Below are 19,217 nucleotides of genomic sequence, written 5' to 3' on the forward strand. Positions count from 1 at the left end.
TAATAGTTAACCTGAGCTCTGGTTAGTTATGAGTAATAATCAATAGTTGAAAAAAAAGGCCTTACGGCCTTTTTAACACACATGCTTATTACTATTAAAAGCTGTATTTAACCCCAAACATCGCCACAATTGGGTCAATTTTAACGGTTGACGTTAATGCTTGAGCGCCATCGGCATAGACAGTTGCATCAGTTTCAATATCCATAATTGAAACCATAGCGTGTAGGCCCCATTTTTCATCTATTTTATAGTTAGCACCCACTTGCGCTACAAAGCCAAACGAATCATCAAGTTTAACTTCTACATCATCTGTTCTAAGTACTGTTTTTAGTGCTTGAGAAGGTTGCTCATCAAAGAAAGTTGTATAGTTAACACCTACACCAACAAAAGGGCGAAACGCGTAGCTTGAATCTAAAAAGTGATATTGCGCTACTAACGAAGGAGGTAAATGTTTAATGTTAGCTATTTTATTGCCCGCTAAACCACCCGCGCCATTTATATCATGTGAAAACGGTGTAGCTGCAATTAACTCTAACACCCATTGCTCATTAAAAGCATAATCAACAGTAATACCTAACTGAGTATCTGAACCCGGATTAAGTCCTAGGGCAGAATTTTCGTTAATTGGTGAGCTAGTACTATCAGGGTTTACGTTTATAGCACCCACGTTTACGCTAAAGTTAGCGTGTGCAGCAGGAGAGAGTGCTAATAAAGAGGTGAGTAATGCAATGCTTAATTTAGTTTTCATGTTGTTCTCCAAGAACTACTTTGTGATTGCCGCTATTATTATTCATTAACACAAACAATAACTTGTTTTAGATCAAGGTTTCAGAAATGTTTGAAGTTAGCAAAATCATTTATTGATTTAGATTAAGTTTCTCCACAGTACATAACAAAAGCTATTGACTTATTTAGGTAATATTCAGAATAAAATCAGCCAAGTTTGTTAAACTTATCTTTATGTCTCCCTTTCAATATTAAGCAGGTTAAATGAACACTACCCAGCAGCTGTTTCTTCATGGTTCAATTTCTAAAGCGCTGCTTAAGTTAGGTATTCCTATAATTTTAATCAATGTTTTACAGTCGGCGTATCAACTCACTGACGCTTTTTGGGTGGGGCGTTTAGGGGCTGCGCAAGTTGCTGCTGTGTCTATTAGTATGCCTGTTACTTTTTTAGTCATTGCCATAGGTGCAGGGTTGGCGATGGCGGGGGCTATTTTATCGGCGCAATATATGGGAGCAGGGCAGCAAGACAAAGTAAATCATGTTGCCGCGCAAACTATGTTAATGGTGACGCTAACAGCCATAGTGCTGGGGGGCATAGGTTATATGCTATCGCCTTATTTTTTAACCCTTTTAGGGGTAGAAGACGCTGTTTATGGCGATGCACTTAAGTTTATGCATGTATCGTTTATTGGGGTTATTTTTGTATTTATTTATGCCATGTTCCAATCGTTAATGCGTGGTATTGGCCAAACAAAAGTACCGCTAATTATTGTGAGCGTGACCGTGTTGCTTAATTTTGTACTCGATCCGTTATTTATTTTTGGCTATGGCAGTTTTCAAGGCTTAGGGGTAATGGGAGCTGCACTGGCAACTTTAGTAACGCAGAGCTTAGCTGCACTTGCTGGGGTAATTATATTTTTACGCGGCCGTCATGGTATTCAATTACAGCTAAAAAGCTTTTACCCCGATTGGCAATATATAAAACAAGCCTTCTTTTTAGGCGCTCCGGGTTCAATTGAATTGTCGGCTCGTGCTTTTGGTTTAATTATCATGTCTTTTTTAGTGGCAAGTTTTGGCACGCAAACGATTGCATCTTACGGTGTTGGCTCCAATGTTTTACAAATGGTGATGATCCCAGCAATGGGTTTGTCGATGGCTGTGTCTACATTAGTGGGGCAAAATATGGGCGCAGGAAACCCCAAACGCGCTGCGCAAATAACTCAGCTTGCTAGTTTATGGGGCTTACTAGGCCTGTCGTTTGTGGGAGGGGTAGCCTATTATTTTGCCGAGCATTTAGTTGCATTTTTTATTCCCGATGATGGGGCTGTAATCGCTAAAGGCGCAAAATTTATTCGCATAATGTGTTTAACTTGGGGGGGAATTGGTGTACAACTTTGTGTCGTGGCTGCTTTTAGGGCATCAGGCAATATGCTTAATGCTATGTTAGTTGCCCTGTTATCACAGGGGGTTGTACAGTTTCCTGCGGCGTATATTTTATCTAAACATACGCAATTAGGAGATCACGGTATTTGGTATTCATTTGCCATTACCAACGTAGTTATTGCGCTTATTACCTATGCGTGGTTTGCTCAAGGTTCGTGGCAAAAAACTATTTTAACCAAAGAAGACAGAGACATAGCTAAAATTAGCCAAGAAGCTTTCATCGAAGAAGGCAGTCACTAAACATTGCGGTGGGGTTTGCTGCCGTATAATTAATTTTATAAGGAATAACTATGTCTGTTTTGGTTGCTATAGGGGATCGTGATAATTCTAAGCTGGTGTCGCAGTTACAAGCACGCTTACCTAATATACACATTGAGCAATATTCACAGTGTGAAGATTTCAGTAAAGTTGAGTTTGTATTAGCCTGGTATGCACCAAAAGAACTATGGGCACAATTACCTAATTTAAAAGTGGTGTCGTCGTTTGGTGCTGGGGTTGATAGCATTGATTTAGATTTGCTGCCAGAGCATGTTGAAGTAGTGCGTATTGTTGACTCCCAATTAGAAGTAGATATGGCCGAGTATGTACTTACTCACGTATTGGCGCAAAAACTACAATTAAAAGAATATTATCAAAAACAAGCCGCAACGCAATGGAAACCAAATCGGGTATTAAGTCACAACAAAGTGGCTATTTTAGGCTTTGGTCAATTAGGCAGAGCTTGTGCGCAAAGACTCGTTGATAATGGATTTAGCGTGAACGCGTGGGCACAAAGCCATAAAGACGTGAATAACGTGACCATGTATTATGGAGAACATGGGCTAAACGAAATGCTGCCTAATACAGATTATTTAGTGTGCTTATTACCGCTGACCGAAAACACGGCCGGAATTATTAACAAAGATTTATTGGCTAAATTACCCGCCCATGCAGTATTAGTAAATGCGGCACGCGGCCAGCACGTAATAGAAGCTGATTTATTACAGGCACTTAATAGTGACAGTTTACGCGCCGCCACGCTTGATGCATTCGATCAAGAGCCATTGCCAAGTGAGCATCCATATTGGCTGCATCCTAAAATAACCATAACACCACATTGCGCTGCATTATCAGATGTTAACTGCGTTATTGAACAAATTGAAGTGAGTATTCAATGCTTAACTAATGGCACACCACTTAAAAACCGGGTTGATAGAACCAAAGGCTATTAGCCACAAAGAAAATGATTTGATAAACATCTTGTTAACAGGTGTAATTTTTATTATTGTATGAAACTTATTCTTACTAATAAAAATAATATCGAGAATACTATGAAGTCTAATCAGGGCGGCGTTAAATTAAGTTTAGTGGTTATATCTATTATAATTTTAGGAGTATCGGCATGGTTTAACCAAGCAAATGCTTGCGAGCTTGCGCTAATACTCTATTAAAACAAAACCTATGCTGAGTTTTTATCAAACCTAGCATAGGTTTTTTGCTATAAGCACTAAAATTATCTCCTTAATTAGTTATCTAATTTAAGTCCTCAGTATGCTGTTTTATGGATTTAAATAACGGTGGCACTCTGGCTTTTAATGCAAACTACTCGTACCGCAGTGAAATGCAAGGTCAGTCAGTATTTAACTATAGCGAAACAATTGATTCTCGTGAGTTAGTTGGCTTTAATATTTCTTACACTAACCCGTACGGCGATATGGAAGTAACGCTATATGGTGAAAACGTATTAAACGAAGTGTACGATGTAGGACGCCTACAACAAACTGGTTTTGTTGGCGTTATGCGTAGTAATGACCGCAGTGAATTTGGTTTAAAGTTCAAAAAGACTTCGAGCTGTAAACTAATTTAGCTAACGCATTTAAACAAAAAAGGTAAGCCGCGGCTTACCTTTTTTAATATTAGTAGGGCAAAATTAATCTTTGTTTAGATCTTTACGTGCTTGCTCAATTTCTTCGGCAATTTCACGTGCTTTTTGTTTGGTTTTTTCGGTTAGCTCGCCTGCCGTTTCTTTACTTTTTATCCACGCATCAACAGCAACTTCTTTGCCGTCATCGTACATATCTAAACCCATTGCTTTACTTTGCTGTAATAACTGATTTAGCGACTCGTCATGTTTAATTTCGTGAGTGGTTTCTTTTACTTTAGTCCACGCTTTATCTAGCTCTTGCTGCACTTGAGCACCGGTGTCTTTAGCGTCTTCTTTGATCTCTTTGGCATCTTCACACGCGGTTAATGTAAGTAAAGTGCCTAATAATGCTAAACCTGCTAATTTATTCATGTGTAATTTTTCCATCGATATAAAATAATATTTAACACTATTATAAGTAACGAAAATGAACATACCCGTAACAAAACGATTAAATTTTAAATTAATGGATAAAAGTGATTGCCCTAAGCTGTTTAAATTGGCTCAATACTTGGTGTAACTACGGTTTATTGAGCCCCGAGCATTGAGCTCGGGGGTTATTCGAATTAGCCTATTGCGGGTATTAATCCGGCCATTTGTAAGCCTTGGGCACTAATAATAGTTAAACCGCATAATGCTGCAATGGCTAAGCCAATATTACCGCTGCGTACTTTATAACCTGTGTTCTGTGTACTTTTACGTTGCTTATAAACCATAGCTACAGGTAAAAAAACGGCCAAAATAACCAAGGCAATCGCTGCGTAGCCAAGCGCCATAATAAACCCTTGCGGATAAAATATGGCAAAACCAAGAGGAGGTATAAAGGTAATTAATGCCGTTTTAATTCGATCCGCTTTTGTATCTGTTTTTTTGAAAGTGTCGGCAAAAAAGTCAAACAAGCCTAAACTTACACCCAAAAATGAAGTGGCCAATGCAAGATCAGCAAATAACTTAACGGCAGTGGCAACGTTTGGGTTGTGCGCTATGCTCGCCATGCTTTGTACAAAGCCACTTAAACCTTGGCTATTGAGCAAATCATTTTGATTCATAATACCCTGGCTTAATATTTGCCAAAAAATATAAATACCTAACGGTAGCGTTGCACCCGCTATCATTACTTTACGCAGTGTTTTTATTTCTAATCCTACGTATTTAACAATTGAAGGAATAGAGCCATGAAAACCAAATGAGGTAAATACCACCGGAATAGCCGAGAGTATTAAGCCTTGCTCTACTGGCATTTCAAGTAAATGTTGGCCATGTACATAAGGCGTTAACATATAAAACAGGCTGGCAAGTACCACTATTTTTATTGAAAACAGCACTCTATTAAATTTATCGACCTTACTGGTACCCAGAGTTACGACACCAGCAATTAAAACCGCCAGTAAAACAGAGGCCAGTTGCGGTGCAATACTCACGTTAAACCCCGTGTTTATGCGATCTTGAAGTTGTGCGCCACCACCAGCAATATAAGCTGCACACAAAGCGTAAAATAAAAATATCACCGAAAAGTTAGCTACATATTGCCCGCGTTTGCCAAGCCAAAGTTTAGCTAAGGTATTTAGCGTCGCATCGCGAGGAGCATATTGATGGAGCTCAAGCATTAGCAGTGCAGTGTAGGTCATTAATAACCAACAACCGACAATTAATGTCAGCGCAGTACTAAACCCTAGTCCGGCTGATGCAATTGGTAAGGCCAGCATACCTGCACCTATGGTAGTACCTGCAACAATTAACATGCTACCTATTGTTTTATTTTTAAGCACTTAATGATCCTGATCAATCTTGAGAGGTACGCAAGATATAACTAGTTAACCAAAACTTAAATAGTTTTGTTATAAAAGAAATAAAATAAAGTGTAATTATCTATTTACAACTGTAATTTAAATGCATCTTTTATTAATATTAACTATTAAAAAAGTGCTTTAAGCGTATAGTTTATTTGAAGTTTTTTGAGTTTTATTGTTAATGGCTAAGGAGCGGCATGTGCCAATTAAAGTATCGTACTTTATAATGATTCTTATATGGTCAACCACACCATTAGGTATAGTGTGGAGCAGCGATACAGTATCGCCAACATTAGCGGTTTTATTACGTATGTTGGTAGGGCTTACTTTAGGTGCTGTAATTATAGCTATTACGCGTATTAGGGTGCCGTGGAATAAAAATGCCTGCTTACTTTATTTTTACTCTAGCATAGGTATTTTTGGTGGCATGTTACTTAGTTATATGGCGGCTAAAACAGTGCCCTCAGGCATTATTTCATTAATGTTTGGCTTAGCGCCTATTTTATCGGGCTTACTTGCCCAGCAACTCCTTAACGAGCCTAAGTTTAGTGCAATTAAGCTAATCGCACTTGCATGTGCCCTAATCGGATTATATTTTGTCAGCTATAACCAAATTAAGCACTCGCAAACTCAGGGGCTTGGTTTGTTATATGTGTTTATAGCGGTGTGTTTTTTTAGTTTAAGTGGAGTGATGATCAAGCGGGTTAAAATTGCTATTCATCCTATGGCAACTACATTTGGTGCTCTGGTGTTTGTAACACCTTTATTTTTTATTGCTTGGTTGCTGCTAGACGGTGAATTAAATATACAAAATTGGAGTGCTAAATCAATATGGGCTATTGGTTATTTAGGAGTATTTGGCTCATTGTTAGGAGCGCTGGCGTATTTTCATGTATTGCAAAACTTAAATGCCAGTACTGTTGCACTTACCACGCTTATTACCCCAAGTTTTGCATTAGGGCTTGGCGCATGGCTTAATAATGAACCGCTTAGCAAGGAGCTTATTAGTGGTGCGGTTATTATTTTACTAAGCTTAGGTGTGTTTCAGTTTGGCGAGCAAATAGTTAATCGAAATAAGCAAAAAATATGATGTTAAAGCATCATATTTTCGCTATTTGAATTACTAATCTACGGTTTTTGTTGCGCCCTAAAATAGTATCGTTAGTGTCTACAAAACGTTTTTCACCTAACCCATCGGTATGCACTTTAGTTTCATCAACACCTAAACTAATCATATAATCTTTAATTGCTTTAGCGCGTGTTTTAGAAAGGTCTAGGTTATTCCATCGACCGCCATAGCTATCGGTATAAGACGCTATATTAATTGACTCAATACTTGGATCATTTTTTAAGTATTCAGCAATTTTATCTAAACGTTGCTGCGAAGATTTAGTTAATTTACTGCTGTTAGACTGATAGTTCATTACCGTAAACGAAATATCTTCAAAGCTATATGGCAATAATTCATCGCGGCATTGTAAAAAGGCCCAATAGGCTTGTTTAAAATTAACCCCCGACATGCCTACGGCAATTTTATCGGCACTATTTTGCCAGTCTTGATAATAAAAAGTAGGCTGATTACCTTTTTCAAGTTCGGTGAGCATTTCCCATGCGGTTTTATTACCCAGTTCGCCGTCAAACTTTTTAAGTAACTTCATGTCAGCTATATCGCGAACTGGCGTACCGGCTCGCCATGCTGGTGGCACTGCTTTTAAGCCCGCAATAGCGTAATTATCAGGGCGAACAACCATATCTAAATTAAAAGTAAGATCTTTGTTTTTACTTGCATTAACATTAAATATGGCTTCGCCATAATATGGAACTTCATGATTTAACTGGCATTGTAAACGAGTGGTTTTAACTACTTGCCAATTAGAGTTGTCTTGATCGGCAATGTATTGGCGCATAGCACCATAGCTGCTATAACTGCAAAGTGCGCTGGTAATACCAAGGCTAATAAATAACAACTTAAACTTCATCGGGAATTCTCCAGTAAATCAGTATTGCCAATAATTTGGCAAAATACCGTGTAATAGCACTTAATAGTAAACAATACTGAGTAAGCTCTAACTGTAAAGCAAATTACATGCCTATAGTTTTAGCTATAATTAATCAATAAATCCCCTAGCCGAAAGGCCCTCAATTTTGACATAATAGATAGCTTACACCTACAAACCAAGAAGACTATGGCAAATACTGAGCAAACACTTTTCGCAAAACGCTTTCGTGGCTTTTTTCCAGTGGTAATTGATGTTGAAACTGGCGGGTTTAATAAAGAGACCGACGCTTTATTAGAAATTGCAGTATCTGTTTTAAAAATGGATGATGAAGGATTGCTTAGCATAGATCACACGGTGCACTTTCATGTAGAACCGTTTGCAGACGCTAACATTGAACAAGCGGCCATTGAGTTCAATGGTATTGATCCATTTTCAGCACTGCGCGGTGCCGTGCCTGAAGAGCATGCAATTAAAGAAATTTGCAAAGTTGTGCGCAAAGCGCAAAAAGCAGCCGGCTGCCAACGTTCTGTTGTGGTTGCGCATAATGCAGCATTCGATCATGGTTTTTTAAATGCAGCAATAGAGCGCAATAATATAAAGCGCACGCCGTTCCATCCATTTGTAAGTTTTGATACTACATCGTTAGCAGGGCTTGCTTTAGGGCAAACTGTACTTGCCAAAGCATGTAGAGCAGCGGGTATTGAATTTGATAATAGCCAAGCACACTCAGCACTTTACGATACAGAGCGTACCGCTGAGCTTTATTGTTTAATAGTGAATCGCTGGCAACAACTAGGCGGTTGGCCACTAGCGGCATTAGAAAACACCGATACTGAGTTACAAGTAGATGATAGTGATGATGCTAAAACGTCTGAGTAATTTTACCTTCGCTTAGTTTGACTCAATGTAACATTCTACTTGGGTTGTTTGTATAGTTTTGCCCGTTTAATGAACAACAGTGCCTAGTAAGTAAAAATAAAGCATCGAAGGGCCTTGAGTATCAGCATGTTACTCGGTTATACTAGCCGTACGCTCTGAATGAGTTACTAATTCAGGGGCTGATTAGGATTCGACGGAATTCAAGAAGCCCAAGGTGCATGTCGAGGTGCGGTTTGCCTCGTTAAACAGCCGCAACCTAAAGTAATCGCAAACGACGATAACTACTCTCTAGCGGCTTAGGCCAGCTAGCGCTCCTTCTATGTATTCTTGTGGACTAGATTTTGGAGTGTCACCCTAACACCTGATCGCGACGGAAACCCTGGCCGGGGTTGAAGCGTTAAAACTAAGCGGCCTCGCCTTTATTTACCGTGTTTGTCCGGGACTTAAAGGTTAATTAAATGACAATACTAAGCATGTAGTACCGACGGTCGAGGCTTTTCGGACGGGGGTTCAAATCCCCCCAGCTCCACCATTAAAGGTTTTTAGATATGTTGCTAAGAACCGTAAAAGACCCGCAACGCTAGTTAATTCGAGCCTTGCGGGTTTTTTTATGGCTAAAGGTTAATTAAGATCACAGACCCATTAAGCTACTCGCCAAAGTACCCACCAAGCCGGTAGCGCTCTTTATTGAGTGTTGATGCAGTAACCGAAGCTAAGCTTTTAAAAAATGAAGGTTTAAATGAGGGGAGTAACTGAGAGTTTAAAACTGTCTGATGTAGATAAATTAATAATCAACCTTATTAGCAACGATCCTCATATTACAAACGCACAGTTAGTTGTCGCTAGCGAAACGTCGTTGAGCGCCATCTAAAGGCGGATTAAGGTTTTAAAAGAAGCTGGGCTGGTGAAGCGAATTGGCGCTAAAAAACGGGTTATTGGCAACTTAATACCTAATGCTCAAAAAACCAATAGCTTGTAAGAGATTTTAACAAGGTTTAACCACAACGATAGATAACTTCTTATAAAGCGCTGTAGCAGGCTGTGAAGGGCTTTTATGGGGGGATCTACCTTAGTAAATAATACTAAACTTGTATTGCTTTAGATTATTGAAAGTAAGTTGAGATTTGATACGTTTGTAAGGTTGCTGCTTAGCGATGAGATAAAGCAGTAAGTAGATACGAAGTAAACATTAAGCCAGCGCTAAGGCTGGCTTAATGTTTAATACAATAGCTTAAGTGCGGCTATTAACCGCTAACAAAAGGAAAGCTTAAATACAGCTGTATAATGAGTGCGTTGGTAATATCAATGAAGAATGCGCCGACTAAAGGTACTACTAAAAATGCCTGTGGTGAGGGGCCGTAACGAGATACTAAAGATTCCATATTTGCTACTGCGGTAGGGGTTGCGCCTAAACCAAAACCACAATGACCGCCCGCTATTATTGCGGCGTTGTAGTTTTTACCCATTACTCTAAAAGTAATAAAGTAGGCAAACAGCATTAGCATAACGGCTTGTACCAATATCATAAATATCATTGGGCCGGCTAAACTTAGCAGCTCCCATATTTTTAACGACATTAAAGCCATGGCTAAAAACATCGATAGTGCCATGGTGCCCCATAAGTCTATACAGGCGCGGCTTACCTTATAAATTTTAGAAAATTCAGTAAGGTTAGTAATAAAAACACCAAATAGTAATGGGATTAAAAATGCTGGTAAAATAATATCAATCGCTTTTAAAGCGTCGTAGCCCATGCTACCTAAGTACATACACGATAAAATAACAAACAAGGTTTCCATCATTTTACGCGGTGTTACTAGGTCGTGATCATCTGGGTCGAAGGTAACTGTGTCATCGCGCTCTTCATGGTATGAAGTGTCTGCTTTTAAGTTGTATTTATTAATGAGGCGTCTGCTGACTGGGCCGCCAACTAGGCCACCAAGAATAAGCCCAAGCGTAGCGGCTGCCATTGCCAGTTCAAATACGCTACTTTGCATACCATATTCATTAATAAATAAATCAGCGTACGTAGCACCACTACCATGGCCACCAGAGAGTGTTACAGAGCCGCCAATTAAGCCCATTAAAGGCTCCATACCGGTTGCTACCGCAATAGATATGCCTAAGGCATTTTGCACCAATAAATAAATTGTTGCGACGCCCAAAAACAGCGCGACTTTAGGGCCACCTTTAATTAATAAGCTAAAACTCGCACCCAAACCAACAGTGGTAAAAAACATGGTCATTAATGGGGTTTTAAAAGTCATATCGAATTGAAAGTTAATATCAAAGTAAACGTGCAGAATGGCCGCAATAATAGAAAAGGCAATACCACCCACAACGGGTTCAGGAATGTTGTTGTCTTTAAGAAAAGCAATTTTGCTATTGAGATAATAGCCTGCAAAAAGTATTAACAAAGAAACTAACAAGGTTTCTATAATAGAAATTTCAATATTCATAAGCGCATTTAACCTTTTTAATACGGTATATTTTTGTTTGCACATGAACCAAAGTTTGACCGTGAAGAGGTAATCAACAGATTAGCAGTTCAAAACTTTAGAGCGCCATAAGCAAAAGCAGTACCTTGCAACTTAGCAAATCATTAATAAAAAACAGGCAAAGTTTAATTTTGAGGGCAGGAGCTTAGCATATACCGGTTACCGATCAAGATGCATATTTTAAGTTTGTATACTATTTTGCAGCAAACACAGCCATAAAGTAATTCTTATTCATTAGTTTTAATGTGGTTGTATTTTTTTACAACAAACAAAGTTGGTTATTATTGTTAAAAATTGCACAGATAAAGGTGCGTTTATTTTTATTCGTTACGCGTTTTGGCTCATTTATAGCGGGTTATTAACTTTAAACTTAATGCTGAGCTTTAATGTGCTGTGGCTTTACACAATGCTTATATTTTTTGAACGCAATTTAAACTATGCATGTTATACCTAATGGTTATACAAAATCACTAAAATAAGCCTCAATATAAGGTGTTATTCACCCTAGAGCATAAATATGGATTTATTGGCTACAGAGTTTGTTACTCCCTGTATAGCGCTGTTACTTATTGTACTTGCAGGTTTTACATCGTTTGTATCTGCCGCGTTTGGTGCCGGTGGCGGGCTGATGTTATTAGTTGTTATGGCATCAATTATGCCAATGACGGTCGTGGTGCCAGTGCATGGCTTAGTACAATTAGGATCGAATGCAAATAGACTAGTGTTGAGCATTAAACATATAGATAAAAGTATGTTTATTTACTTTACGCTTGGTGGGTTGGTTGGCGCTGGCATCTCTAGCACTGTAGTTAATGATATTCAGTTAGATGGTATGAAGTTGGCGGTTGCGGTATTTGTGGTTTATTTATTGTGGGGTAAAACGCCTAAATTTAAAAACGACTCAAAGCTGGGGCGTTTAGTTGCGGGTTTAATAACGGCATTTATTTCTATGTTTGTTGGCGCAAGTGGACCGCTAGTAGCGAGTTATTTGCATATTAATAATTATGACAAATTAAAGTTCACTGCAACGTTTTCTAGCATTATGACCCTACAGCATGTGTTAAAGGCGTTTGTTTATACTGTTATTGGGTTTAACTTTTGGCAATGGTTGCCATTGGTGATAGGTATGATTGCCAGTGGTGCGCTAGGCACCTGGTTAGGTATTTATTTACTTAAACGTATGCCTACAGCACGTTTTAAAGCTATTTTTAAGGTTATATTAACACTTATGGCTTGCCAATTGGCTTGGCAAGGCATAAGTGAAATATTGCTATAAGCAGATTATTTTACCGCAGCTTTAATAGGGCTGTCGCCATCAAAAAGCTCAAAAATACAACTGCTATTACATTGGTTTTGCGCAATGTTAAATAAAACATGAGCAACGTTTTCTCGGCTTATTTTTGCATTTGAACGATCGCTTGGTCGCGTTGTGCTAATAAGCATTGATGCAGCTTCGTTGGTTAATGCACCCGGTCGTACAATGGTATAACTAAGGCCGCTATTTATTAGGTATCTGTCTGCCATGTGTTTAGCTACTAGGTAAGGTTTTAGATCACTTTGAATTGCATCAGGATCGTCAGCACCTAACGAGCTCACCATAATAAAGTGTTTAACCCCGTGCTCTTTTGAAAAGTTAATTGCCTTAGTAGCAGCCCACAGATCAATTAATAAGGTTTTATCAGCACCTGTACCGCCGCCTGAGCCAGCAACAAATATAACTTGCTCACAGTCTTTTACTACGTCACTAAAATCGCTTTCTAAATCTTGTTCGATAATAGTTAAATGTACGCTATTTAAATCACTTAGTTTATTTTTATTGCGCACTAAAGCGATTACATTATGCTCATGCTGGAGTAATAACTCGGTAGTCATTTTACCAATTTGCCCGCTTGCGCCAATAATTAAGGTTTTACTCATCATTAACTCCTAAATTTGTTTGCTATTTCAGCTTACAGTAGATCGTGACTCGTTGGTATACCTTTCAAGTATAGCTAACTGATTAAATTTTATTACGAATTAAATCACGCACTATAAAACGAGCAGGGTGAATAGCTTGGCTTACACGCTCGCTGAGCGGGCGCGGCTCGTTGTTTAAACTGCTAATTAAGTGTTCACTGCAAAGTGGCGCACTGCATAAAGCACGTGCACCAAAGCCGGTGAAAATATGTAGCCCTTGTTGTTTTTTACTTAGGGCTTGGTACTGATAGCGTTTACCTAAACGTAAATTAGCAAAGGCAGTTAGGTAATCGCTTTGCTCTACCCACTCTCCTGCCATAGGTAAGTGATCAATAAAACTACAACGCACTGCGGCTTTTGCTGCGGTTATATTGCCTAAGCTAGTTGCAAAATTACAGTGGCCGTAAAAGTTGAGTAATTGCTCGCGATTACTAAGGTTGTCTTGCTCAGTTACTTGTCGGCTTTTGGTGTTTTTTTCAAACGTTGCACCCATACAATGATGATCTAAATAAGCGGGTGTAAAATAGCCTTTATGGCACAGCACTGTTTTTAGTTTAGTTGACTGCTCACTTGCCTGCACATGCGATACTTGCCCGCGTACACCAACGATTGGTAGTGCTTTAGTTTGTGCAAATGCATCGCTGTGCTCACCTGCACATATAATTACATCGCTAAAGGGGCCAAACTGTTTGCCGTTACTAAAAAGTAGCCAGCCGTTGCTGGTTTTTTTTAATTGTTCTATATGGCAGTTAAAAGTACTTTTATAAGGCGCCAAACAATGGGCGGCGCTCAACATAGCATTAACTAGTTGTGGTGGGTTTACCCAGCCACCTTGTTCAAAATAGACGCCAGAATAACCAGTAGTAACTCCGGCTATAGTATCTCCTTGCTCTGCGGTTACGTTACGCATTAATGTTTGTGGCCATAATTGCTGCTGGGCTAAATTTTCATGGCGATCAACGAGTGGCTGTTTTACTGCATGCTGCAATACACCGCACCAGCTATGATCAAAACTAAAGCCATCATTGAGTAACTGTTTATAAAGCCGTTTGGCATATAAAAAGCTATGCGCAAATAACTCGCTGTGTGGGGAGTTTTTTGCTTGTAAATGAGGGTATACCGCCCCTTGCACGTTGTGCGATGCCCCCATAGCGGGTGCAGCATCTTGGCAAAATAATTGGCTGCTAATACCTCGCTTAGCTAGGCTGTATAAAATACAGCTGCTGGCAATACCACCACCAATTACCGCCACATTACTAAGCGGGCTTACATCGTGATTAAAATAACTTGGCGCCGATTGCGTATCGTTAGTGTGTTTTAATGTGCCAATTAGCATGCTACGTTTGTGCGCAAATCCTTTAACTTTTTGCATGGTAAAGCCTGCATCACTTAACCCACGACGAACAAAGCCGGCAGCGGTAAAGGTAGCAAGGGTGGCTCCTACTTTTGAAATGTTAACCATGGCATTAAACAGGCTTTGCTGCCACATGTCAGGGTTTTTACTCGGTGCAAAACCATCTAAAAACCAAGCATCTACTATACCTGAGCGCGGATAGCTCATTGTTTTAATCGATTCCAGTGCATCACCAAAATATAAATCGAGCACGATTGTCCCATTATTAAATTCAAGTCGATGGCAGCCTGCTAAATTAATGGGATACTGGCTGATAAGTTGCTCACTTAATAAATTAAGTTCAGGCCATGCTGTTAATATTTTGCTTAAGTCGCTTACACTTAATGGGTGTTTTTCAAAGGTAATAAAGTGTAGTCGCTTTACACCATAGTTTAGTTGCTTTTGAACTTGTTGGCGTGCAAGGTGGTCAGTAAAGTGCTGGCATGTATTTAAAAAGTTAAGGCCAGTGCCAAAACCGGTTTCGGCTATAACAAAATGTGCTTGGTCATGACTTTGTAACCGTGTATCTATATTGTTTTGCTGGTAAAACACATAATAAGATTCAGCTAAGCCATTATCGTCAGAATAATAAATATCATCGAAGTCATTGGCAACAGGTGTGCCTTGGTGGTTAAAGTGAATGTTGGCGTTTTTTATCATGACCCATTTAATTTTAGAGATGAAATTTTTTAATTATTTTACGTGTTTTCTTTGAAATAGTCTGGCGTTATTTATAAGCTAGCAGTTCAGAGTACAAGTGTACGCTAGAAAGCTGACCACTTAGATGATTAAATTCGCGTAAAATAGAACGCAATTAAGTATTAAGCTAAGGGAATTACCCATGAGAAGAGCCGTAATTACAGGTATCGGTGTTGTATCAAGTATTGGTAACAACAAAGAAGAAGTATTAGAATCGTTAAAAACAGGCCGTAGTGGCATTGCGTTTAACCAAGAATTTGCCGATTACAAGCTACGTAGCAACGTGTCGGGCAAAATTGATATTGACGTTAAAGAACATGTTGACCGCAAAGCAATGCGTTTTATGGGTGATGCTGCTGCCTATTCTTATATTTCAATGACGCAAGCGATTGCAGACTCAGGTTTATCTGACGAGCAAGTGTCAAACGAGCGTACGGGTATTATAGTTGGTTCTGGTGGTGGTTCATCTAAATGGCAAGTAGAAGCGGCTGATATTTTACGCGAAAAAGGCGTAAAGCGTGTAGGTCCTTATATGGTGCCACGTACTATGGCAAGCACCACGTCTGCATGTTTAGCAACACCGTTTAAAATTAAAGGTGTTAACTACTCTATTAGTTCTGCATGTGCTACATCAGCGCACTGTATTGGTAATGCAGTAGAACAAATTCAACTTGGCAAGCAAGATGTTGTTTTTGCTGGTGGTGGTGAAGAGCTGCACTGGACTTTAGCAATGGAATTTGACGCTATGGGCGCACTTTCTACTAAGTACAACGAAACACCAGAAAAAGCATCGCGTACGTACGATGCAAACCGCGATGGTTTTGTTATATCTGGTGGTGGCGGTATTGTTGTGGTTGAAGAGCTTGAACATGCTCTTGCTCGTGGCGCACATATTTACGCAGAAATTGTTGGCTATGGTGCAACGTCTGATGGTTACGACATGGTTGCTCCTTCAGGCGAAGGTGCTGCACGCTGTATGCGCCAAGCTATGCAAGACGTAGAAAGTATTGATTATTTAAATACGCATGGCACATCTACTCCAGTGGGCGATGTTAAAGAGCTTGGCGCTATTCAAGACGTATTTGGTGGTAATTCACCAATGATCAGCGCAACTAAAGCAATGACAGGCCATGCCCTAGGTGCGGCGGGTGTTCACGAGGCTATTTTCTCTTTATTAATGCTAGAGCATGGCTTTGTTGCACCATCAATTAATATTGATGAATTAGACGAGCAAGCTGCAGGCCTTGATATTGTTACTGAGCGTCGTGATGTTGAGTTAAATACTGTAATGTCGAACAGCTTTGGCTTTGGTGGTACAAATGCCACGTTAGTTATGAGTAAATATAAAGGTTAATTAGTTTCTTACTAAATACCCTAAGCCGAGCATTGCTCGGCTTTTTAGTTTGTGCAAAGCCTAGGTTGTTCGTTACAATAGCGACCCTTAATTGCCAAACGGACTCTGTATGAAAATTCTTGCCGATCAGAATATGCCTTTAGTTGAGCAGTACTTTGCAGACATTGGTGAAGTTGAGCGTTTTGATGGGCGACAATTAACAGCCGATCAACTAATAGACGTAGATGTGCTGCTTACTCGCTCAGTCACTCAGGTTAATAATGAGCTTTTAGCACACGCTAACAAACTAAGCTTTGTTGGCACCGCAACAATTGGTGTTGATCATATTGATACGCAATTATTAAATGATAAAAATATTGCCTTTAGTAGCGCGCCAGGCTGCAACGCAATTGCGGTAGCCGAGTATGTAATAAGCAGTTTATATGCATTAAGCCAAGAAAACGCCCGCCCACTTAATAATCAAACAATAGGTATAGTTGGCGTAGGCAGTATTGGCAGTTGTTTGGCGCAAAAATTACAAGCGCTGAATTTAACCGTACTTTTATGTGATCCAATAAAACATGCGCAAGGCTTATTAAACGAGCACGTAGCACTTGATCAATTACTTGCGCAGTCAGATATTGTAACTTTTCATGTTCCGCTTATAAAAAGTGGCGAGCATAAAACGCTACATATGATGGATAAAGCCAGATTAAAAGCGCTCAAACCCGGGCTTACGTTAATTAATGCAAGCCGTGGTGATGTGATTGACAATCAAGCATTATTAGAAGTGATGCAAGCGGGTGCCGATTTAGATTTAGTGCTTGATGTATGGGAAAACGAACCCACTATTTTAACTGAGCTACTAGAGCATGTGCGCTATGCAAGCGTTCACATTGCAGGGCACACCCTTGAAGGGAAAGCCCGTGGTACACAAATATTGTATCAAAAGTTTTGTGAACTCAAAGGGATAGAAGCAACAAAGTCGCTCGACGAATTTTTACCCGTGCCTGCAATTACGCAAGCTACATTAGGACAAAGTTTTAATGAAGCTGATATTGCGCGTTTGGTGCATTTAATTTACGACGTACGCCGTGATGACGGTATTTTACTGCGTGATTTAGCGAATAACGGTTTTGATAGTTTACGTAAAAACTACCCTGTAAGACGAGAATTTAGCACTTTAACAATACAAGGTGATAGCTCGCAGCTAGCCGCTTTAGCCCAGCTTGGGTTTACTGTTGCAAACTAATTTAACTAGCGATGTTGTTTTAATATCGCTTAAAGAGGAATAAATATGTCGCAAAAATATAACGTTGTGGTACTTGGTGCTACAGGTTTAGTTGGTCGTCAAATCATTGAAACATTAGCAGATCGTAAATTTCCAGTGGATCAACTTTTTTTACTTGCTAGCAGCCGCAGCGCAGGCGAAGACATTAAGTTTTGTGGTGAGACCATTGAAGTACTAGATGTTGAAGGCTTTGACTTTAGCCAAGCGCACATAGGCTTCTTCTCTGCTGGTGGTAGTGTGTCAGAGCAGTACGCGCCAATTGCTGCAGATGCTGGTTGTGTAGTAATCGACAATACATCATTTTTTAGAAATGATTTTGAAGTCCCTCTAATCGTACCAGAAGTTAACGCAGCAAGCTTAGCCGATTTTAGAAACCGTAACATAATTGCCAACCCTAACTGTTCAACTATTCAGATGATGTTGGCACTAAAACCAATATACGATGCTTACGGAATTGACCGTATTAATGTATCAACATATCAAGCAGTGTCGGGCGCAGGTAAAAAAGCGGTTGATGAGTTAGCAAAGCAAACCGCTAACTTAATGAATGCCCGCCCAGTTGACAGCGATATATTTCCTAAGCAAATTGCGTTTAACGTGATCCCACAAATAGATGCATTTGAAGATAACGGCTACACCCGTGAAGAAATGAAAATGGTTAACGAAACGCATAAAATATTAGGCGATACTACCATTGCAGTAAACCCAACGTGTGTAAGAGTACCGGTGTTTTTTGGTCATTCAGAGTCAATCAATATAGAAACACGTATGCCATATGACCTTGAACACGTAAAACAGTTATTAAACGACGCGCCAGGTGTTGAGCTTATTGATGATGCGGGCGATTACCCAACAGCGGTATCTGATGCCAGCGGTAATGACACAGTTTACATTGGTCGTTTACGCGCCGATATTTCACATCCACATGGTTTAAATATGTGGGTTGTAAGCGATAATACCCGCAAAGGTGCAGCAACAAATAGCATACAAATTGCAGAAGAGCTTATTGCTAACTACATGTAATTACTTATAGCTTTAAATCAAAAAAGCGGTAAACATTATTTGTTTGCCGCTTTTTGTTTATATGGCTGTCAATTAATTGCCGCATATAATTTAAAAGCGTATAAAGATGTTGATATAACAGATTTAAATACTTTTAATTATAAATTTAAGGTATTTATTTTCAAAGTGTTGCGATGGATATTAGTGGCTAACTGGTTTATAGTTTGTAACTGGAATAGAGCTTGCAATAAAAATAGATTGTAATAAAAAATGTGAGTCAGCCATTTGGTTGATAACGGCAAGA

15 protein-coding genes, 1 other RNA gene and 1 pseudogene are annotated in these 19,217 nt (G+C 39.4%); 10 read left to right on the top strand and 7 right to left on the bottom strand.

The window, feature by feature from the left end:
* Positions 1-94: 94 nt before the first annotated feature.
* Positions 95-748 (bottom strand): OmpW family outer membrane protein, encoded by a 654-nt coding sequence (locus CIK86_RS02890; RefSeq protein ID WP_086998506.1) that lies wholly within the window; start codon positions 746-748, stop codon positions 95-97.
* Positions 749-990: 242 nt separating this feature from the next.
* Here CIK86_RS02890 and CIK86_RS02895 point away from each other — a divergent pair, with 242 nt between their 5' ends.
* The 3 genes and pseudogenes from CIK86_RS02895 to CIK86_RS02905 form a co-directional block, all read left to right on the top strand.
* The gene (locus tag CIK86_RS02895) at positions 991-2,409 is read left to right on the top strand and encodes an MATE family efflux transporter (protein ID WP_086998503.1); all 1,419 of its coding nucleotides are present in this window, start codon (positions 991-993) and stop codon (positions 2,407-2,409) included.
* A gap of 50 nt (positions 2,410-2,459) precedes the next feature.
* Entirely contained in the window at positions 2,460-3,380 is a 921-nt protein-coding gene (locus tag CIK86_RS02900) for a glyoxylate/hydroxypyruvate reductase A (RefSeq protein ID WP_086998500.1), read from the top strand.
* 326 nt (positions 3,381-3,706) lie between these two features.
* Positions 3,707-4,015, top strand: a pseudogene (locus tag CIK86_RS02905) (TonB-dependent receptor); the annotation flags it as partial.
* Positions 4,016-4,078: 63 nt separating this feature from the next.
* Here CIK86_RS02905 and CIK86_RS02910 read toward each other — a convergent pair.
* On the bottom strand, positions 4,079-4,444 hold the full coding sequence (locus CIK86_RS02910) for a hypothetical protein (protein WP_041454510.1): 366 nt from the start codon (positions 4,442-4,444) through the stop codon (positions 4,079-4,081).
* Between the two features lie 194 nt (positions 4,445-4,638).
* Entirely contained in the window at positions 4,639-5,841 is a 1,203-nt protein-coding gene (locus CIK86_RS02915; protein WP_086998497.1) for an aromatic amino acid transport family protein, read from the bottom strand.
* A 220-nt stretch (positions 5,842-6,061) separates the two neighbouring features.
* Here CIK86_RS02915 and CIK86_RS02920 point away from each other — a divergent pair, with 220 nt between their 5' ends.
* Positions 6,062-6,952, top strand: coding sequence for a DMT family transporter (locus tag CIK86_RS02920; protein ID WP_041454509.1), 891 nt, complete (start codon positions 6,062-6,064; stop codon positions 6,950-6,952).
* A gap of 10 nt (positions 6,953-6,962) precedes the next feature.
* On the opposite strand, the gene CIK86_RS02925 is transcribed toward CIK86_RS02920, so the two are convergent.
* Positions 6,963-7,841 carry an OmpA family protein gene (locus tag CIK86_RS02925; RefSeq protein ID WP_086998494.1) on the bottom strand — a complete coding sequence of 293 codons (879 nt, stop codon included), beginning with the start codon at positions 7,839-7,841 and terminating at the stop codon, positions 6,963-6,965.
* A gap of 207 nt (positions 7,842-8,048) precedes the next feature.
* Between CIK86_RS02925 and rnt the strand changes: the two genes are divergently transcribed.
* Together rnt and ssrA are read left to right on the top strand one after the other, a co-directional pair.
* Complete coding sequence (gene rnt, locus CIK86_RS02930; RefSeq protein WP_086998491.1) at positions 8,049-8,741, top strand: ribonuclease T; 693 nt, start codon at positions 8,049-8,051, stop codon at positions 8,739-8,741.
* A 175-nt stretch (positions 8,742-8,916) separates the two neighbouring features.
* Positions 8,917-9,273: a transfer-messenger RNA gene (ssrA, locus tag CIK86_RS02935) on the top strand.
* A gap of 712 nt (positions 9,274-9,985) precedes the next feature.
* Here the strand turns inward: ssrA and gltS are convergent.
* Entirely contained in the window at positions 9,986-11,200 is a 1,215-nt protein-coding gene (gltS, locus tag CIK86_RS02940) for a sodium/glutamate symporter (protein ID WP_086998488.1), read from the bottom strand.
* Between the two features lie 556 nt (positions 11,201-11,756).
* Between gltS and CIK86_RS02950 the strand changes: the two genes are divergently transcribed.
* Positions 11,757-12,515 carry a sulfite exporter TauE/SafE family protein gene (locus CIK86_RS02950; RefSeq protein WP_086998482.1) on the top strand — a complete coding sequence of 253 codons (759 nt, stop codon included), beginning with the start codon at positions 11,757-11,759 and terminating at the stop codon, positions 12,513-12,515.
* Positions 12,516-12,520: 5 nt separating this feature from the next.
* Here the strand turns inward: CIK86_RS02950 and CIK86_RS02955 are convergent, their stop codons facing one another.
* Complete coding sequence (locus CIK86_RS02955) at positions 12,521-13,156, bottom strand: NAD(P)-binding oxidoreductase (RefSeq protein ID WP_011328740.1); 636 nt, start codon at positions 13,154-13,156, stop codon at positions 12,521-12,523.
* Between the two features lie 82 nt (positions 13,157-13,238).
* Positions 13,239-15,248, bottom strand: coding sequence for a bifunctional tRNA (5-methylaminomethyl-2-thiouridine)(34)-methyltransferase MnmD/FAD-dependent 5-carboxymethylaminomethyl-2-thiouridine(34) oxidoreductase MnmC (gene mnmC, locus CIK86_RS02960; protein WP_086998479.1), 2,010 nt, complete (start codon positions 15,246-15,248; stop codon positions 13,239-13,241).
* 181 nt (positions 15,249-15,429) lie between these two features.
* Here mnmC and fabB point away from each other — a divergent pair, with 181 nt between their 5' ends.
* From fabB to CIK86_RS02975, 3 genes are all read left to right on the top strand, one after another.
* Positions 15,430-16,641 carry a beta-ketoacyl-ACP synthase I gene (gene fabB, locus CIK86_RS02965; protein WP_011328738.1) on the top strand — a complete coding sequence of 404 codons (1,212 nt, stop codon included), beginning with the start codon at positions 15,430-15,432 and terminating at the stop codon, positions 16,639-16,641.
* Positions 16,642-16,750: 109 nt separating this feature from the next.
* On the top strand, positions 16,751-17,872 hold the full coding sequence (locus CIK86_RS02970; RefSeq protein WP_086998476.1) for a 4-phosphoerythronate dehydrogenase: 1,122 nt from the start codon (positions 16,751-16,753) through the stop codon (positions 17,870-17,872).
* A gap of 45 nt (positions 17,873-17,917) precedes the next feature.
* Positions 17,918-18,934 carry an aspartate-semialdehyde dehydrogenase gene (locus CIK86_RS02975; RefSeq protein ID WP_011328736.1) on the top strand — a complete coding sequence of 339 codons (1,017 nt, stop codon included), beginning with the start codon at positions 17,918-17,920 and terminating at the stop codon, positions 18,932-18,934.
* Positions 18,935-19,217 lie beyond the last annotated feature (283 nt).

This window comes from Pseudoalteromonas sp. JB197 (genome assembly GCF_002332205.1).
Taxonomy (GTDB): domain Bacteria; phylum Pseudomonadota; class Gammaproteobacteria; order Enterobacterales; family Alteromonadaceae; genus Pseudoalteromonas; species Pseudoalteromonas nigrifaciens.

What these genes read in the sequence shown, in the direction of transcription:
- CIK86_RS02950 (WP_086998482.1), top strand. Translation starts at nt 11,757, where the DNA reads ATGGATTTATTGGCTACAGAGTTTGTTACTCCCTGTATAGCGCTGTTA.
- CIK86_RS02925 (WP_086998494.1), bottom strand. Translation starts at nt 7,841, where the DNA reads ATGAAGTTTAAGTTGTTATTTATTAGCCTTGGTATTACCAGCGCACTT.
- CIK86_RS02970 (WP_086998476.1), top strand. Translation starts at nt 16,751, where the DNA reads ATGAAAATTCTTGCCGATCAGAATATGCCTTTAGTTGAGCAGTACTTT.
- fabB (WP_011328738.1), top strand. Translation starts at nt 15,430, where the DNA reads ATGAGAAGAGCCGTAATTACAGGTATCGGTGTTGTATCAAGTATTGGT.
- CIK86_RS02895 (WP_086998503.1), top strand. Translation starts at nt 991, where the DNA reads ATGAACACTACCCAGCAGCTGTTTCTTCATGGTTCAATTTCTAAAGCG.
- CIK86_RS02975 (WP_011328736.1), top strand. Translation starts at nt 17,918, where the DNA reads ATGTCGCAAAAATATAACGTTGTGGTACTTGGTGCTACAGGTTTAGTT.
- CIK86_RS02955 (WP_011328740.1), bottom strand. Translation starts at nt 13,156, where the DNA reads ATGAGTAAAACCTTAATTATTGGCGCAAGCGGGCAAATTGGTAAAATG.
- CIK86_RS02900 (WP_086998500.1), top strand. Translation starts at nt 2,460, where the DNA reads ATGTCTGTTTTGGTTGCTATAGGGGATCGTGATAATTCTAAGCTGGTG.
- gltS (WP_086998488.1), bottom strand. Translation starts at nt 11,200, where the DNA reads ATGAATATTGAAATTTCTATTATAGAAACCTTGTTAGTTTCTTTGTTA.
- CIK86_RS02910 (WP_041454510.1), bottom strand. Translation starts at nt 4,444, where the DNA reads ATGAATAAATTAGCAGGTTTAGCATTATTAGGCACTTTACTTACATTA.
- rnt (WP_086998491.1), top strand. Translation starts at nt 8,049, where the DNA reads ATGGCAAATACTGAGCAAACACTTTTCGCAAAACGCTTTCGTGGCTTT.
- mnmC (WP_086998479.1), bottom strand. Translation starts at nt 15,248, where the DNA reads ATGATAAAAAACGCCAACATTCACTTTAACCACCAAGGCACACCTGTT.
- CIK86_RS02890 (WP_086998506.1), bottom strand. Translation starts at nt 748, where the DNA reads ATGAAAACTAAATTAAGCATTGCATTACTCACCTCTTTATTAGCACTC.